Consider the following 16,949-nt stretch of genomic DNA (forward strand, 5'->3'; position numbering starts at 1 on the left):
AGGGAGATGGGAGCGCTCCCATTGCGGTAAAGGCAAGCGGGTGACAGGGGTCGAACAAGAGGTCAGGGCGGTTCCCGCACTGCGGACGCGGACGTGCGCACGGGTCGGCCGGCGGCGAGGCGGCCGGGGGTGACAATCAGGGCAAAAAGCGTGAAACCTCTCCTGTGACGGGTGGTTGACACGGTTGGCGGCACCATGGGATACCTCTTGAGACATGGGACGTCTGGTTGCCCGGCGCGGCCCGTCCCCGGTTGCTCTTCTCCCCCCACCGCATCGGAGAGTGACTCCATGACCTCAGGAAAATGGCGATCGCGACGTTTTCCGGGGACGCTGGCGGTTCTGGTCGCCGGCGCTCTGGTGGCCGCGTCAGGTGTGATGTCGGTGGACGCGGTGGCCGCGCCCGTCCCGGCGGCCTCGTCCCCGTCGTCAGCCCGGTCCGCGTCGAGCACCCCGCCGCCCGCCTCGGACTCCCGGCAGAGGATCAACTTCAACCGGGAGTGGAAGTTCGTCCGCGCGGATGCCGCGGGGGCCGAGAACCCCGGTTTCGACGACTCCGGTTGGACCCCCGTGGCACTGCCCCACGACTTCGACGCTCCGTACGACGTGGGCGGCACCACGAGCGGGCAGTCCTTCTACGTGGGCGTGGGCTGGTACCGCAAGCACTTCACCGTTCCCACGTCATGGAGTGGCAAGCGCGTCGACCTCGAGTTCGAGGGGGCGTTCTCGGTCACGGACGTCTGGGTCAACGGGACCAGGATCGGCACCCATCGGGGCGGTTACACGGGATTCGACTACGACATCACCAACGCGGTCCGCTCCGGCGACAACGAGATATCGGTCCGGGTCGACAACGACTGGCAGGCCAACCTCGCTCCCCGGACGGGCGACCACCAGTTCAGCGGCGGCCTCTACCGCGACGTCTACCTGAACGTCACCGACAACGTCCACGTCACCTGGTACGGCACCTTCGTCACCACGCCCGCGCTCACCAACCCCGACTGGGACACCAGCGACGCCGCCTACTACCGCAACATCGACCTGTCGCAGTACCCGAGCGAATCCGACCTGCAGGTGAACATCGCGGCCCGCCGCTCGAACGTGCGGGTGCAGACGGAGGTGCGCAACGACAGCTCCTCCCCGACCGATGTGTACGCCCACCAGGAGGTGCGCAAGCAGGGATCGAGCACCGTGCTGGCGGCGTTCGACTCGCCGGTGACGACGCTCGCTCCCTCCGGCACCACGACGCTCGACGCCTTGAGCGGCTCCCTGTCGAACACCGCCGCCATGCTGCAGGGCCTCGACCTGTGGGCGCCGAACAACCCCGCCCTGTACACCGTGACCACCTCCGTGGTGGTCGACGGCACCCCGGACGGGGTGGTCGGCGGCGGCACCACCGTCGATTCCTACGACAGCACGTTCGGCTTCCGCAGCGCGCAGTGGAAGGTGGACGGCTTCTACCTCAACGGCGTCAAGACGCTGCTGGTCGGCGCGGACGTCCACCAGGACCACGGCGGCTGGAGCAACGCCGTCACCAACTCGGGATTCGAGCGCGACGTGCGCTGGATCCGCGAGGCCGGCATGAACTTCATCCGGGGCTCGCACTACCCGCACGACCCGTCCTTCGCGGACGCCACCGACAAGCTCGGCGTCATGCTCTGGTCGGAAGCGCCCTTCTGGGCGACCGCGACCAGTGGCCTGGAGCCCACACCGACCGGCAGTCCAGGCGACTACAAGGCGGACGGCTACCCGCAGAAGACCGCCGACCAGGCGGCCTTCGAGCAGAGCGCCATGGACACCCTGCGCGACATGATCCGGGTCGACCGCAACCACCCCTCGATCATCAACTGGTCCATGGGCAACGAGGTGTTCTTCACCTCCTCGGCCACCCTGTCCAAGGCCAAGGCGCTGGTGAGCAGGATGCGCGACTACTCGCACCAGCTCGACCCGACCCGCAAGGCGGCCCTCGGCGGCACCCAGCGCAGCTCGCTCGACCAGCTCTCGGTGTGCGACGTCGCCGGCTACAACGGCGACGGCGGAAAGATCACCAACACCTGGATGCCGAACGTGGTCTCCGAATACGGGTCGTACACCTCCGACCGGCCCGGCACCTACGACCCGACGTACGGCGACGTGAAGGACCCGAGCGACGGGACCAGGTTCAAGCTCACCACCGACAGCGCCGGACTGGCGATCTGGGCGGGCTTCGACCACGGCACGATCTTCGACGCGAGCTACGCCCGCATGGGCATGATCGACTACTACCGGCTGCCGAAGAACCAGTGGTACTGGTACCGGGCCAACAAGGCCAGGTGGTCGGGCCTGACCAATCTCGCCGACCCGACGCCCGTGGCCGCCGAACAGTCCACCAGCGGGACCGCGACCAGGATGACACTCGAAGCCGGCAGGTACTCGTCCACGACGATCACCGACGACGGCACCACGGACACCCAGCTGGTGGTGACGATGCGCAACGCCTCGGGTGCCTGGGTCAACAACACCCGCGCCGTCACGCTGACCGTCACCAGTGGCCCGGGCATCCTGCCCGGCGGCAAGTCCTACACCTTCACCCCGGGCCTGCAGGCCTTCGACGGAAAGGCCGCGATCGAGTTCCGCTCCTTCTACGCCGGCACCTCCACCATCACGGCGAAGTCGGCGGGCCTGCCCGACGCCACCATCACGATCACCACCACCGACACGGTCGGCGCGGCGGGCGAGACCGAACCCGCGAACTTCGGCAGCACCAGCGGCGGGAGCGCGACGACGGCACTGCCGCTGCACAACGTGACGGGCCGGTGCGTCGACGTCCCCGCGGTGAGCCGGACCAACGGCACCCAGGTGGCGCTGTGGGACTGCAACGGCGGCGTCAACCAGCAGTGGACGCTGACCTCCGGCAAGCAGTTCCAGGTGTACGGCACCAAGTGCCTCGACGCCGAGGCCGCCGGGACCACGCCCGGCACCCGGGTGATCATCTGGGACTGCAACGGCGGCAGCAACCAGCAGTGGAACCTCAACGCCGACGGCACCGTCACCGGCGTCCAGTCGGGCCTGTGCCTGGCGCCCAGCGGCGGAGCGACCGCCGACTCGACCCCCATCGTCCTTTCCGCCGGCCCCGGCCACCTGCCCCCGGGGGACGCCCCGGCGGACATCCGTCGGTGGCGCCCCGCGGCAGCGGTACCGCTGCCGCGGGGCGCCACCGTCCGCTTCGGTCCACGACCGCCGGGCGCGCACCCCTCAGCGGCGCGTCCTGCGGCGTCGTCCGCCGGCGGCCCCGCCCGCCCGCGCGGCCGCGTGGGCCAGGGAACGGCCCGACACCGCCGACCAGGCGGCGGCCTGCGCGCAGGACACCGACGCGAATGAAACGCGCAGGTCAGGGAATCAGACCGCTCTCCGAGACCGCCTGCAAGCGCTCCCCACTCTCACCTACGCAGCAACTCATGCGACGGAGTTGTAGGTTTGAGCGAAGAAGAGGCTGCTCAACTCGCGCTTGGCGAATGGCGCGTTCGTGTTGCCGGTGCCTCGGTACTGCCACGCCGACCCGTCGCGGTCGACAGCGAGCAGGTCGAACTTGCCGTCGACGTCGCTGTCGCCGATACCGATGAGTTGGGTGTAGGTGTTCCAGCCGGCGCCGATGCGGGTGCGGGCGGCGAAGGTGCCCTTGCCGGTTCCCAGGTAGAGCCACAGCACGCCGGAGGTGTCGCGGGCCACCAGGTCCCCGGCGGAGCCGCCCGCGATGTTGCCGACCGCGGCGATCTGGTTGTAGGTGTTCCAGCCGCCGCCGATCCGGGTCCGGGCGGCGTACGGCGCCTTCCAGTTCCCGGTGCCCTTGTAGAGCCACAGGTACCCGGCACGGTCGCGGGCCACGAGGTCGGCGCGTCCGTCACCGGACAGATCGCCCATGCCGGTGAGCTGCGTGTAGGCGTTCCAGCCGGCGCCGATCCGGGTGCGGGTCGCGAACGTGCCCTTGCCGGTTCCCAGGTAGAGCCACAGCACGCCGGAGGTGTCGCGGGCCACCAGGTCCCCGGCGGAGCCGCCCGCGATGTTGCCGACCGCGGCCATGCGGTTGTAGATGTTCCAGCCGCCGCCCACCTTCACCCGGCCGGTGCTCCCCAGCTGCGGGTTCCACGGGTTGTGGTAGGTGTCCTCCCGCCACAGAACACCGGAGGGGTCCCGGGCCAGCAGGTCCGGTGAACCGTTGTCCGTGTAGTCGTGGGGGGCGGGGTGGCGGGTGACCCGGAAGGTTCCGCCCACCGAAAGGTCCGGGCCGAGTCCGTTGAGCGGCTTGGCGGTGACGTGCCAGGTCCAGTCGCCGTTGGGGGCCTGACTGGAGTTGGTCCATCCGTCCCAGTCGATGTGCAGCAGCCCGGTGGTGTCCATACCCACCCGGCTGTCGGGGGTGTCGGAAGGGTACAGGAAGTCCTTTTCCGTGACCCCGGTGGTCGAACTGCGCAGGGTGAGCGTCACCTCGGCGTTGCCGCGCGACAGTTGCCACCTCGCCCTCCACGGCGAGACGTCGAGCGCGGCCACCGCGGGTACGTTCGAACTCACCAGGGTGATGCCCAGCGGCTGGCCGGTTCCCACGACCAGTTCCGCTGCCGGCGCACCGTCGGCACCGGCGGAGATCCGGTAGACGCCCTCGCCGTGGGCGACAGTCCCGCCCATCACCAGCAGTGAGCCGTCGGGGGCGGGGGCGAGCGACGTCGCGTGGTCCAGGATCTTGCGGCTGGGGCCGCCCTTGACCGGAACGGCCCGGAAGGAGAGGTCCGCGTCCGCGGAACCCCAGGTGAGCGGGTTCCGGGTGCCATACAGGGCCCAGTCACCGACGAGGCCCACCAGGGAGTCGGACGCGGCCGTGTGGGTGGCGATCCGCGTCACGACGCCGGTGTGCCTGTCCTCCACACTCACCTGCGCGGTGCCGGTCGCGGCGGCGTCCGTCATGGAGGCCAGGTACGCCGGGGACAGCGCGGTCACCGCCCAGGTGGGGGTCGTCAGGTGAGTCTGCGTGGCGACCCCGGACGCAAGGTCGAGCACGGCGTAGTGGACGTCGTCGTCCGCGCCGGTGGGGTCCTTGAACGCCATCGTCAGGGAGCCGGGCGCCGAGGCGAACAAGCCGACGGAACGCGCACCGGCGGGCAGACCGGTGACCTGGCGCTCGGTAAGAACACCGTCGGCCATGCTCAGCAGGTGCACGTGGCCACAATCGACATTGCCCCCGGACGGATAGGGGCAGGCCAGCACGGTCGAACCCACGGCGCCGGCGTAGACCAGCCGTGAGCCCAGTGCGATGGTGGTGACCTCGCCGGTGGACATGTCGTGCAGTTCCACCCGGTCGTCGGGGGCGCCCGCGAAGCCGCGTTCCAAGACCACGATGTCCGACACCGAACCGAGGTGCTGAGTCGTCCGCCACTGCTGGAGGCCCGCTCCCAGATCGACTGTCGAACCGTCGGCGTACCGGGTCCACCGCAGGCTGTTGTCGGGCGCGGAGGTGAGGAATCCCGAGGCGCCGGCCATGACGACCTCCGAGCCCGCGGCCGGCGCCACGTTGCTCAAGGAGCCGGCGTCCGGACGCGACGTTCCGGCGCCGGTACCGGAGTCGGCGGCCGCCGGCACCACGAACGGTCCCGCGACGGCGGCCAGAGCGATTGCCACAGCCCCGGCGAGGACCGCGCGAGAAGGGTTGGTGTGCGCCACATGTCCTCCTGGACGAGCTGCCGCACGAAGTGCTGGCAGACGCGACGTCGGAGGGGCGGTGCAGGAAGGACGACGTCCGCCGGGACGAATTCTCCAGCGGCCCCCCACGTTCGAATTCCGGCCGATCGTATCAGCGCGGCCACCGCGTCTCGTGCCGGAGACGTGTGTCGAGGGAGGAACTGTCGGGTGGCCGGGACGACTTCGGTGTTCGGACACGGTGGAGACCCGGCGCGGTGGTCGGGTTCTCCGAGGCCCTTCGCGTCGTGGGCGGTCAGGGGCCGGCCGGTCAGGGCCGACCTGCGACGGACGCTCCCACGCACCTGATGCCCGGCGGGGCCGGCGGGCGGTCATTCGACGAGCTTGCCTTCGGTGGAGACTTCCGTGGAGAGGTCCGCCATGAGGGCGGCGATCTCGTCCGCGACGGGCGGAATGCTCTCGTGGGTGATGCCGGTCGTCGGGGACCAGACGAGGTTGACGTGGAACGCGGGGTCCATGTCGGGGAAGTCGCTGCGGTTGTGGCAGCCGCGGGTTTCCCGGCGTTCCAGGGCCGCTTCCAAAGTGGCGCGGGCCGCCAAGGCGGCCGATTTGAGGTCGAAGGCGTGGGCCAGGTCCTGGAAACCGGCGATGTCGGGGTGGACTCCGATGTTCTCCATGCGCTGCTCGATGGTGTCCAGTTCCGCGAGCCCGGCGCGCAGGCCTTGTTCGTCGCGGACGACACCGGCGTGCTCGGTCATGGTGTTGCGGATGGCGCGCTGAAGGGCGCGGACGTTCTCGGGGCCGTCGGCGCGGAGCAGTTCGTCGACTTCGGCGCGGGCGAGGGCCTCGGCGGCCACGGAGCGGGGTTGCGCGGTCAGTGACGCCGAGTGGGCGGCGGCGGCCTGGCCGGTGATGCGGCCGTAGACAAGGAGTTCGATGAGGCTGTTGCCGCCGAGCCGGTTCGCGCCGTGCAGACCGCTGGACGCCTCGCCTATGGCGTACAGGCCGCGGACATCGGTGCTGTGGTCCTCGGGGCGGACCCAGACCCCGCCCATCGAGTAGTGCGCCGTGGGCGCGACCTCGATGGGTTCGCGGGTGATGTCGAGCATCTGCAGTTCGAGGAGTGTCTGGTAGACCCGCGGGAGCCGCTGCATGATGGTGCGGCGGGGGAGGTGGGAGACGTCGAGCCACACCCCGCCGTTGGCGGTGCCGCGGCCTTCCTTGATCTCGGTGTACGAGGCGAGGGCGACGCGGTCGCGGGTGGACAGTTCCATGCGCCGGGGGTCGTAGCGGCTCATGTACCGCTCGCCGAGCGCGTTGCGCAGGATGCCGCCCTCGCCGCGGGCCGCCTCACTGACCAGCGTGCCGGCGGCGTTCTCCGGTTCGAGGATGCCGGAGGGGTGGAACTGGACGAGTTCCGGGTCGCGCAGCCGGGCCCCCGCTTCGACCGCCAGGCGGAAGGAGTCGCCGGTGTTCTCGTCGCGTCGCGAGGAGGTACGCCGCCAGATACGTGTGTGCCCGCCGGCCGCGAGGACGACGGCGTCGGCGTGGATCAGGTGACGGGTGCCGTCGCCGAGGTCGAAGCCGTAGGCCCCGAAGACGGCGCCCTCATGGACCAGGAGGCGGGTGATGTAGACGTTGTCGAGTACGGGTATCTCCAGCCGGCTCGCCCGCCGGACGAGTGTGCGCTGGATCTCCAGGCCGGTGTAGTCGCCGGCGAAGGCCGTGCGGCGGAAGGTGTGGGCTCCGAAGAAGCGCTGCGAGATCCGGCCGTCCTCCTCGCGGGCGAAGGCCATCCCGTACCGTTCCAGGTCGTCGATGCCCAGAGCCGCGCCCCGGGTGACGATCTCGACCGTGCGCGGGTCGGCGAGCAGGTAGCTCTCCTTGAGGGTGTCCGCCGCGTGCTGCTGCCAGCTGTCCTCGGGGTCCATGGTGGCCAGCGCCGCGTTGATCCCGCCCGCGGCCAAGGAGGTGTGGGTGTCCTCCTTGGGCCGCTTGCCGACGGCGATCACGTCGACACCGGCCTCGGCCAGCTCGATCGCCGCCCGGAGGCCGGCCCCGCCGGTACCGATCACCAGTACCGCGGTGGACAGACGTCGTTCGGTGATGGGCACGATTGCTCCCGTCGCTCTGGGTGGGTCACTCACCAGGACCGGGCCGGGCCGCGGGTTGTGACACCGAGCTGCCGATCGCGCTCGACCGGCGCACCGCCGAAGGGTCCGCGAAGAGTGTCACAACCAGTGTTCCTCGCCGGTCATCACTGCGGAGACCGAGAGAACAGAGGACACTGTGCGTGACATCCTGATAATCGGCGGTGGTTACGCCGGCTTCTACACCGCGTGGGGCCTGGAGAGGAAGCTGCGCCGTGGCGAGGCCCGGGTGACCGTCGTCGACCCGCGCCCGTACATGACTTACCAGCCGTTCCTGCCCGAAGTGCTGGCCGGATCGGTCGAGGCCCGGCACGCCGCGGTCTCGCTGCGCCGGCACCTTCACCGTACCCGGCTCGTCGCGGGTGCGGCGACCGAGATCCGCCACAGTGACCGCAGCGTCACGGTCCGGCCGGAGAGCGGTCCGGACCTCGTCCTGCACTACGACATCCTCGTGATCACCGCCGGCGCGGTCACCCGCACCTTCCCCGTCCCGGGGCTGAACGAGGAGGCATTCGGCCTCAAGCACGTCGAGGAGGCCGTCGCCATCCGCGACCGGCTGCTGACGTCGTTCGACCGCGCCTCGGGGCTGCCGCGGGGGCCGGAGCGCGAGAAGCTCCTCACCGTCACCTTCGTCGGCGGCGGCTTCTCCGGCGTCGAGGGCTTCGGCGAACTCCTCGCTCTCGCGACGGCGCTGCTCAAGCACTATCCGGAGATCGACGCGGAGGAGCTGCGCTTCCACCTGGTCGAGGCGCGCGGCCGAATCCTGCCCGAAGTGAGCGACCGGCCCGGCGAGTGGGTGGTCCGGTCCCTGGAGAAGCGCGGCGCGGTCGTCCACCTGAACACCCAGATGGTCTCGGCCGAGAAGAGCCATGTGGTGCTGTCGACCGGTGAGGAGTTCGACTCGGGCCTGATCGTGTGGGCCGCCGGGAACGCCTCGAACCCCGTCGTGCACAACCACACCGACCTCCCGGTCGACGAGCGTGGCCTGCTCGTCGTGCGGCCCGATCTGCGCGTGGGCACCACCGCCCAGGCGGTGGAGGACGTGTGGGCCGCCGGCGACGACGCGGCCGTGCCGGACCTCGCGGCGGGCACGCCCGGCGCGCTGACCGTGCCCAACGCCCAGCACGCCGTGCGCCAGGGCAAGCGCATGGCCAGGAACATCCTGGCCTCGCTGAGGGGAAGGCCCGCGAAGAACTACGTCCACCACGGCCTGGGCGTGGTGGCCACGCTGGGACTGGGCCGCGGCATCTTCCAGTACCACCGCCTTGTCATCAAGGGTTTCCCGGCCTGGCTGATGCACCGCGGCTACCACGTGCTCGCCGTACCGACATGGGAACGCAAGGTCCGCGTGCTGGCCGTATGGTGCACCGCCGCCCTCTACGGACGCGACATCGTCTCGCTGGCCTCGGTGCAACGGCCCCGCGAGGCCTTCGTCACCCACGGGGAGCCCCGCCACGAAGAACTGCCGGCGGACGCTCCCACGTTCTGACCCCAGCAGCGGGTCGGGCCACCCAGGACACTGTCGTGGCCCGGGGCTGGCCCGGGCCCGGGCGGGCAGCGCGCGCCGACCGGCCCCCGGACGGGGACCGGCCGGCGCGGCAGGGGTGTCACTCGACGAAGTACGAGTCGTGCTTCTCGAAGAACCGGGTGCGCTCCTCCTCCGAGGCGTTGGCCAGCTTGGAGACCTGCTCGAAGTACTCCTCGCGCGGCGCCCCGGGTGTGAACAGCAGCAGCATGTCGGCGGGAGCGTCGGAGTCGTTGCGGAAGGCGTGCAGGCCGCCCTGGGGCACGTGCAGGAAGTCGCCCTCGTGCGCGTCGGTCCAGCGGGCGCCGTCGTAGAGGCGGACCGTGCCGCCGAGGATGAAGAACGACTCCGAGATGGTGCGGTGGAAGTGCGTCCTGGGCCCTCCGGCCCGCGGGCCCATCTGGACCCGGTAGAGGCCGAACTCGCCGCGGGTGACGTCGGTGGTGGCCAGGTAGTGGGTGCCGTTGCCCGGCACGCCCAGTTCCGGCGGTGTGCTCGCGGGGCGGAAGCCGGCACTGATCTCGCCGTTCTCGCCGTGGTAGACCTGCTCCGGGTAGGACATGGTGATCATCGTCTTTCGGTTCGGGACACTCGCGTGACGGGGCGTGCCGGATCAAGCGAACAGCGTGCGGGCAGGGTGCCCGGGGCCGGCACGCGGATCAGGGGGAGGGGGCGGCGGGGCTTTCGCGCCGCCGCCCGACGGCGTCGAAGGATCGCGGGCAGGTCGACGATGCGGACGGCGGCAACCACGGCGTCGGCCCGGTGCCGGTCGTCCGGCACCGGGAACCGCGACGGGAGCGCCGGGTCCGTCGTCGTGGTCGTGTGTCCGGCTCAGCCGAACTGGCCGGGCCGGTAGCTCCCCGCGGGTGTCCGGCTGCACACGTTGACCCGGTTGTAGGCGTTGATCACGGCGAGCAGCGACACCAGCGCGGCCAGCTGCTCCGTGTCGAAGTGCCTGGTGGCCTCGGCCCACGCCTGGTCCGTGACGCCGCCCGCCGCGTCGGCGATCCGGGTGGCCTGCTCGGCCACCTCCAGCGCGGCACGCTCGGCGTCGGTGAAGACCGTGGCCTCGCGCCAGGCCGCGACCAGGTTGAGCCGCTGCTGCGTCTCGCCCGCGTGCGCGGCGTCCTTGGTGTGCATGTCGGTGCAGAAGCCGCAGCCGTTGATCTGGCTGGCCCGGATCTTCACGAGTTCCTGCGTCGTGTGCGGCAGGCCGGAGTCCGTCACCGCCTTGTTCGCGGAGTTGAGGTACCGGAGGACCTTGCCCCCGACCGTACTGCCGAAGTAGTCGAGACGCGCTTCCATGTGTGAACTCCTTGTCCTGGTGCCTTGCACACCATTGACCAAGGCGGCCCACGCCTTGTGACACGTCGCGGGCCGCGCAGCGCACGCGAGTGCGTCCGGACGCCCAGTGTGCGGTCGGTGGCAGTGGCGGGTGTGCGTCGATGCGGTGGTGCGGGCGCTCAGGCGAGATGGCGACCGATGAACGCGATCCAGGCGGACACCGCGTGGTCGGGTGTGGACCGGTGCCCTCCCGCGAACCCGACGAGTTCCTTCGCGTGGCCGGGGAAGGCGTCGAACAATTCGAGTTGGCCCGTGCGCGGAAACATCTCGTCATTCCATTGCATGTGGAACAGCACGGGTGCGGTGATCCTGGCAGCGTCCCGGAGCGCCCGGTCGGGGTCGTGAAGCCCCGGGTGTGTGTCGGCGGTTGCCTGCGTGCCGAACTTCCCGAACACGGCGCATCGCAGTCCCGGTCCGAGAGCGACCGCGGTGGCAAGGCCGAAGCGGGTCGCCATCGACAGCCCGAAGTAGGCGATACTGGCCGGATCGGCGAGGCCGGCATCGACGAGGAGGTCGCGCGTGAGAGCCCAGTCACCGGCGAGCCGGTCCATCGCGCGGCCGATCCCCTCGGCCGCGATCAGGGCTTGGTAGTCCGCGGTGGGAAGGGGCGATGGAACCCGCTCACCGTGGTAAAGGCCGTCGATTGCGGCTGCCGCGTAGCCGGCCGAGGTGATGCGGTCGGCCATGGACAGGATCCGGTCGCCGTGCCGGTGCCCGCTGCCTCCGTGCCCCAGCAGAACCAGCGGGACGGGCCCCCGCCGGTCGATCGGCGTCCAGACGGTGCCGGGGACCGGTCCTCGCGGCCGGTGAACCGTGAAAGTCCGCCGAAGACAGTGTCCGGAGAGCCGGCGGCCGTCTCCGAAGAGCGCGTGGTGCCCCATCCGGCCATTCAAGCACCAGCCCGGCAGTCGTGTGTGCCGGCGGCGGGTCCGCTGCCGCGGCGGTGGGCGCGTACGGTGTATGTGAGCGTTAACAGACGAGCGTTGACAGACGTACGGCACACACGATGGAGAGCACGACATGAGCACAGTCGCCGTCACCGGGGCCACCGGGAAGACCGGGAGAGTCGTCGTCGCGGACCTGCGTGAGCACGGGTACGAGGTGATCGGCGTCGACATGGCCGTCGGGCGGGCGGAACGCGAGTGGGCGCAGGGGCTGGGGGTCGCCCTGCTGGCCGCCGACCTCACCGACTACGGGCAGGCCGTGGACGCCATCGGCGGCGCCGACGGCGTGGTGCACCTGGCGAACATCCCGGCTCCCGGGCTGTACCCGCCGGCCCACACCCTCAACGCCAACTCGCTGATGAACCACAACGTCTTCCTGGCGGCCGCGCACCACAAAGTGGCCAAGGTGGTGTGGGCCTCCAGCGAGACCACCTTGGGGTTGCCGTTCGACGTGCCACCGCGGTACGCGCCCGTGGACGAGGACCACTTCCCGTACCCGACCAGCACCTACGCCCTGTCCAAGGTGCTGGGCGAGGCCGCCGCCGAGCAGATCGCCGGGTGGTCGGGCATCCCCTTCGTGGGTCTGCGGCTGTCCAACGTGCATGTCGAGGCCGATTACGCGGCCGTGCCCGGCTACCAGGACGACCCGCGGCTGCGGAAGTGGAACCTGTGGGGATACGTCGACGCCCGTGACGCGGCGCAGGCGTGCAGGCTCGCGCTGGAGGCGGAGGTCACCGGCTCGCGGAACTTCGTCATCGCCGCCGCGGACACCATCATGGCGCGGCCGTCGGCCGAGTTGCTCGCGGAAGTCTTCCCCGAGGTGAAGCTCACCCGTGAGCTCGACCATCCGAACGCGACACTGCTCGCCATCGATCGCGCGCGTGAGGTGCTGGGGTACGAGCCGCGCCACTCCTGGCGGGACGCCGTCTCACTGTGACGGCCCGCGCCGGCCGGCGCTCCGTCCGGCCCCGGACCGGCCGCCGTCTTTGAGCGCCCGCGGCTTCACCTCCCGCAGCCCCCGTTCATCCGCCCCACGCCACGGCCCCGCACGCGTGCCACCGCAACGCTCCCGCCCGGCAGGGCACATGGTCCGGTCCGGCCCGCGAGGGACCCGGCCGCGTGCGTTCCGTGGTGAACCGTAGGAGATTTCGTCACCCGGCGGGGCCCGCCATGCCTCATGGTGGTAGCGCGTGCCGCAGCGGCGCGGCCTTGGAGGGGGGCGTCGATGGGGTCCACGGGGTCGGGCGGCGGCGGACCGCGCCGCCGGCTCGCCGGGAGCCGCGCCCCCGGTGAGGCGCAGGCGCCGGACCGCGACGCCGACGTCGTGTTCGAGACGGCGATCCACTGCACCCGGACGCTGTGGCGCTGGGGCTGCTGGGTCCGGCTCGCGCTCTACGCGGCCGCGGCCTCGCTGGCGTTCGCCGGCTCGCCCGGCGCCTCGCTGCCCCGCGCCGGGCTGCAACTGCTGCCGGGAGTGCTCGGCCTGGTGCTGGCCTTCGGCCACAGCTTCTCCGAGACGCTGCCGCTGCTGCGCCGGGTGCCGGCGGCCGGACCACTCGTACGGCACCTGACGAACGCCCGCGACAAGGCGACCGTGGACGCTTCGGGTCTGCTGGAGGGCGTCGGCATCCTGCTGGCGACCTGGCTCTTCGTGGGGCCGTTCCCGCTGCCCGGCCTGCCGGTCGGCATCCGTACGGCCGGACTCGTGGTGTGCATCGCGTACAACTGGAGCGCGGTGCTGCAGGCGGTCATCGACGCCGGCTGGTACAGCGTCACCGACCCGCCCCCGCACGGCATGCTGGTCTTCCGCCGGGTCATACCGCCGGCGCACTGCCTGGTGCTGGGCGCCGTGATGTGGCCGTGGAGCACGGCGGCGGGGGAGGTGCCGGCCGGCGTCGTTGCCGTGCTGTGCCTGTCCCCGCTGCTGTACTACGCGGTGTGGGCGATGTTCGGCGCGATGCTGCGGGCCGCCGTCCACACCGCGCTCGCACAGCGCCACCTGGCCCGCTTCAACAGCGCCTCCGCGGTGCACAGCATGCTCAAGAACAGCGTCGGCGTGCTGGCGCGGTACGCCGAGCAGGACGACCCGCCGCCCGACCTGGGCCATCTGCGCTCCCTGTCCAGGGAGGTGCTGATCGGCGTCGAGGAGGCCCGGCAGGCCATCCTGAGGTCGGACGGCAGCGGCCAGTCCGGGTCGGTGCGCGAGGTGTGGCTGCAGCTGAACCCGCTCATCGAGCACACCTGGCGCGGCCGCCACGAGGAGTGCGAGCTGGCCGGTGACGTCGACCTGCAGCTGACGAGCACCGACTACCAGCGGGCGAGGTCCCTGCTGTCGGACCTGATGATGAACGCCCTCAAGGCACATGCCCGGCGGGTGAGAATCGAGTTCCGCGTCCGCGACCCGGTCCGGCCCGAACTGTGCCTGCTGCGGGTCTCCGACGACGGGCAGCGCTTCCCGCCCGGCGCGGCCCGCGACCCGCGTACCAGCCTGAAGGTCCAGGACGTCCTGCTCGCCCGCTACGGAGGGGGAATCGACGTGCACGACGACGGCCAGTGGAAGCACATCACCGCCCGGTGGGGCTGTCCGCCCGGCATCGTCCGGCCCCTGCCCGGACCGCAGTCGCCCGACGCCCCCGTCACGCTTCCCGGCAAGGTGTGAGCCGCGGTGCGCATCATCGTCGTGGACGACGCCGTCGCCGCCGAGGACTCCCTCGCGCTGGCCCTGGCCACCACCGCCCCGGCGGCCGGCCCCGCCCACCAGGTCATGGGCGTGCGCAGTCCCGCGGAACTGCGGCAGATCCTCGCCGTCGACCGCGCCTTCGACCTGGCCATGGTCGACATGGACTTCGGCCCCGGCAGCGCCGAGACGGGCCTGGTGGCGCTGCGGCTGCTGGACGAGATCGGCATCCCGTGCGTGGTGTGGTGCGCGGACATCGACGAGAACCGCGGCCTGCTCCTGCTCGCCGCCTTCCACTACTTCGAGCCCTGGGCGCTGGCGTCCAAGGCGGGCCCGATCGCCGACGTGCTCCACCTGGTGGACGCGATGGAGAAGGGCCTGCGGCCCGGCCGGGGGCTGGCGGAACGCTACCGGCCGGCCCGCGGCGGCGGCGCCTCCCTGCTGGAGCGCCTGGTCGGCAACTCCACCCAACTGGAGATCTGGCGGGCCCTGACCGTGTTCTCCTCGCGCCCGGAGGTCGCCGCCCGCGCGGGGGTCGCCGAGGGCACCCTCGACCGGTTCCTGCAGGAGCGCTACGCCCCGATGCGGGAGGCCGAACACCGCCTGGTCGGCGCCTCCTCGGGCCGGGAGACGGAGACCATCGAGCGCAACCGGGCCCGCCTCGCGCCGCTGCACGCCTTCGCGGTACGGCACGCCAACTTCTTCCGCGACCAGGAGCTGGAGCGGATCGTACGCGGCCGCTACCGGCGCGTGGCCGGGCCCGCCACGGGGACGGGGGAGCGGTGAGGGCGATCGGGGTCCTCGCGCTGCCGCCGGCCGCCGTACCCGCCCGGGCACACGAGTGGCCCGGCCCGCTGCGGTCGCTCTTCGCGGCCGGACCGCCGGCCGCGGCACTCGCCGCCCTGGTCATCTCGCCCGGGGTGCACATGCTGCTCGCCGCCGTACTGGAGCGGCGGGTGCCGCGGCCCCGGCAGGAGTTCACCGCGCTCGCGTACGGCGACCCCCTGCTGGCCGTGGCCTGCGGGCTCGGTGTGGGGCTGGCCGGGCGCGGGCCGGGGCCGGCGGCGCACTGGATGGCGAATCCGTGGGGCATCCTGGTGCCGGCGGCCGGGTGGCTCGGATACGGGCTCGCCCAGTGGCGTGGCGAGGTCCGCCGGGGCTACTACACCCCCGCGCAAGCCGGTTCGCCGACCAAGATCTGGCACCAGCTCGGGGTGTACCCCCTGCTGTGGTCGGTGGCCGGCAGCGCCGCGCTGGCCGGGCTCCTGGCTCCCGGGCGGCACGGCGGGGCCGGGGCCGGCCGGTGGGCCGCCAAGGCGGGCATCGTGCTGTGCGTGGCTGCATGGTCGGCGTTCAACGTCCACGACCGCCGGCACCCGCGGCTCGGCCACCCGCCGTTCGCCTGGCGGCGGCTGCGCCCTCTTCCCCGACCGTGGGCACCCGATTCCACGACGCTGCGCGCGGCCGCGGCGGAAAAGGGGAAGAAAGCATTCCGGAAATGCGATATTTCCGCACCGCCGCGCGGAGATATGCCGCGCGAATCGGGCGAATACCCGGATCCGGCCGCGGACCGCGCTCCGTACGCTTGAGTCGTCAGCCCTCCAAACCGCGCATACCGCGACAACGCGACCCCGGGAAAGGACGGTGCACGGCATGACGACACAGTGGGGGGACTCCGCTCCCGAAACGGAGGCGGAGCGTAACGACGGACGGCACCGGGTGCACCGGCTGCTGGCCGCTTTCCTGGCCGCCATACCATTCGCCGCCGTACTGAACGTCCTGCAGGAATGGATCGGCAATGGCTTCACCCGCTCCGAGACCGGACTGCTCGCCGGCGTTCTGATGCTGCTGGCCTTCGTCGTGTACGCCACGATGAGCATGTCCTCCGACACCGCCCGCGAGGGCGCGGCCAACCGTGCCGCCCTGCAGGACCTGCGGGAACACCTGGACGAATCGTTCAACGAGTTCCGCGATCGCACGGCCGCGTCCATCACCTACCTGCCCGCCCGGCGCGGGCCGGAAGCGCACCACCTCCAGCAGGCCAAGACCCTCTACCGCAAGGCCGGAGACGTGATCGACAAAGCGCAGGAGGGCGACGAGATCCTGGCCGTCAACTCCTTCGTCGAGGTGTTCCACCAGCACTCCGATCCCGCGGTGGAACGGCTGCAGGAGGAATACCTCAGGCGCATCGAGAACCGTTTCCTGCACGGCGTCGCCTACTACCGGCTCATCCAGCTGCCGTCCCTGGAGCTGCTCGACCAGCCGTCCGTATTCCTTTCCGACTCCGTCGAGCCGAGTTACCTGCGGCATTACCGCCGGATCATCGGTCTGAAAGCCGACGCGCCGGGCCAGGGGGTGTCCCTGGACGCCGTGATCGCGAAATACCCGATGTCCTTCGTCGTGGTGCGGCGCAAGAACAACGGACGCAGCACGGGCGGGACCGTCATCCTGCAGGTCAACGAGCACATCCCGGTCAACGGCCGGGTGGAGTCGGCGCACTTCCAGCTGACCGGCATCCACATCATCGAGGACTCCAAGGGCCACGTGGTGAACCACTACCTCGACTGGTTCAGGGAGCTTCAGCACGGACAGCGCTCCCTCACCCAGGACGACCTGCGCTCCCGTGACGACCAGTAGCCCGTGAT

Annotated in this window: 12 protein-coding genes; 7 read left to right on the top strand and 5 right to left on the bottom strand. The window is 71.1% G+C overall.

Annotated features, from left to right (window positions below):
* The first annotated feature begins 288 nt into the window (after positions 1 to 288).
* Positions 289 to 3,357: a ricin-type beta-trefoil lectin domain protein gene (locus K7G61_RS07680; protein ID WP_225845927.1), complete on the top strand. Its 3,069-nt coding sequence runs from the start codon at positions 289 to 291 to the stop codon at positions 3,355 to 3,357.
* Positions 3,358 to 3,432: 75 nt separating this feature from the next.
* On the opposite strand, the gene K7G61_RS07685 is transcribed toward K7G61_RS07680, so the two are convergent.
* Both K7G61_RS07685 and K7G61_RS07690 read right to left on the bottom strand, forming a co-directional pair.
* On the bottom strand, positions 3,433 to 5,646 hold the full coding sequence (locus K7G61_RS07685) for a VCBS repeat-containing protein (protein ID WP_225845928.1): 2,214 nt from the start codon (positions 5,644 to 5,646) through the stop codon (positions 3,433 to 3,435).
* 389 nt (positions 5,647 to 6,035) lie between these two features.
* Complete coding sequence (locus tag K7G61_RS07690) at positions 6,036 to 7,778, bottom strand: L-aspartate oxidase (protein WP_225845929.1); 1,743 nt, start codon at positions 7,776 to 7,778, stop codon at positions 6,036 to 6,038.
* Positions 7,779 to 7,953: 175 nt separating this feature from the next.
* On the opposite strand from K7G61_RS07690, the gene K7G61_RS07695 reads away from it, so the two are divergent.
* Positions 7,954 to 9,303: an NAD(P)/FAD-dependent oxidoreductase gene (locus K7G61_RS07695; protein ID WP_225845930.1), complete on the top strand. Its 1,350-nt coding sequence runs from the start codon at positions 7,954 to 7,956 to the stop codon at positions 9,301 to 9,303.
* Between the two features lie 118 nt (positions 9,304 to 9,421).
* On the opposite strand, the gene K7G61_RS07700 is transcribed toward K7G61_RS07695, so the two are convergent.
* From K7G61_RS07700 to K7G61_RS07710, 3 genes are all read right to left on the bottom strand, one after another.
* A complete protein-coding gene (locus K7G61_RS07700; protein WP_225845931.1) occupies positions 9,422 to 9,901 on the bottom strand; it encodes a cupin domain-containing protein in 480 nt (159 codons plus the stop codon).
* Between the two features lie 269 nt (positions 9,902 to 10,170).
* Positions 10,171 to 10,644, bottom strand: coding sequence for a carboxymuconolactone decarboxylase family protein (locus K7G61_RS07705; RefSeq protein WP_225845932.1), 474 nt, complete (start codon positions 10,642 to 10,644; stop codon positions 10,171 to 10,173).
* Positions 10,645 to 10,802: 158 nt separating this feature from the next.
* A complete protein-coding gene (locus K7G61_RS07710) occupies positions 10,803 to 11,801 on the bottom strand; it encodes a dienelactone hydrolase family protein (protein WP_308190601.1) in 999 nt (332 codons plus the stop codon).
* Between K7G61_RS07710 and K7G61_RS07715 the strand changes: the two genes are divergently transcribed.
* The 5 genes from K7G61_RS07715 (at position 11,704) to K7G61_RS07735 (ending at position 16,941) form a co-directional block, all read left to right on the top strand.
* Complete coding sequence (locus K7G61_RS07715) at positions 11,704 to 12,564, top strand: NAD(P)-dependent oxidoreductase (protein ID WP_225845934.1); 861 nt, start codon at positions 11,704 to 11,706, stop codon at positions 12,562 to 12,564. The genes K7G61_RS07710 and K7G61_RS07715 overlap by 98 nt on opposite strands.
* 288 nt (positions 12,565 to 12,852) lie before the next feature.
* Entirely contained in the window at positions 12,853 to 14,286 is a 1,434-nt protein-coding gene (locus tag K7G61_RS07720; protein WP_225845935.1) for a hypothetical protein, read from the top strand.
* Between the two features lie 6 nt (positions 14,287 to 14,292).
* A complete protein-coding gene (locus tag K7G61_RS07725; RefSeq protein ID WP_225845936.1) occupies positions 14,293 to 15,090 on the top strand; it encodes a hypothetical protein in 798 nt (265 codons plus the stop codon).
* Positions 15,087 to 15,893 (top strand): hypothetical protein, encoded by an 807-nt coding sequence (locus K7G61_RS07730; protein ID WP_225845937.1) that lies wholly within the window; start codon positions 15,087 to 15,089, stop codon positions 15,891 to 15,893. Before K7G61_RS07725 ends, K7G61_RS07730 begins: the two co-directional genes overlap by 4 nt.
* Before the next feature lie 64 nt (positions 15,894 to 15,957).
* Entirely contained in the window at positions 15,958 to 16,941 is a 984-nt protein-coding gene (locus K7G61_RS07735) for a hypothetical protein (RefSeq protein ID WP_225845938.1), read from the top strand.
* Positions 16,942 to 16,949 lie beyond the last annotated feature (8 nt).

The organism is Streptomyces sp. HPF1205 (assembly GCF_020400825.1).
In the GTDB taxonomy this organism is placed as follows: domain Bacteria; phylum Actinomycetota; class Actinomycetes; order Streptomycetales; family Streptomycetaceae; genus Actinacidiphila.

Excerpts from the sequence above, each read along its gene's own strand:
- K7G61_RS07680 (WP_225845927.1), top strand. The coding sequence starts at position 289 with ATGACCTCAGGAAAATGGCGATCGCGACGTTTTCCGGGGACGCTGGCG.
- K7G61_RS07700 (WP_225845931.1), bottom strand. The coding sequence starts at position 9,901 with ATGTCCTACCCGGAGCAGGTCTACCACGGCGAGAACGGCGAGATCAGT.
- K7G61_RS07705 (WP_225845932.1), bottom strand. The coding sequence starts at position 10,644 with ATGGAAGCGCGTCTCGACTACTTCGGCAGTACGGTCGGGGGCAAGGTC.
- K7G61_RS07715 (WP_225845934.1), top strand. The coding sequence starts at position 11,704 with ATGAGCACAGTCGCCGTCACCGGGGCCACCGGGAAGACCGGGAGAGTC.
- K7G61_RS07710 (WP_308190601.1), bottom strand. The coding sequence starts at position 11,801 with ATGTCGACGCCGATCACCTCGTACCCGTGCTCACGCAGGTCCGCGACG.
- K7G61_RS07720 (WP_225845935.1), top strand. The coding sequence starts at position 12,853 with ATGGGGTCCACGGGGTCGGGCGGCGGCGGACCGCGCCGCCGGCTCGCC.
- K7G61_RS07735 (WP_225845938.1), top strand. The coding sequence starts at position 15,958 with ATGACGACACAGTGGGGGGACTCCGCTCCCGAAACGGAGGCGGAGCGT.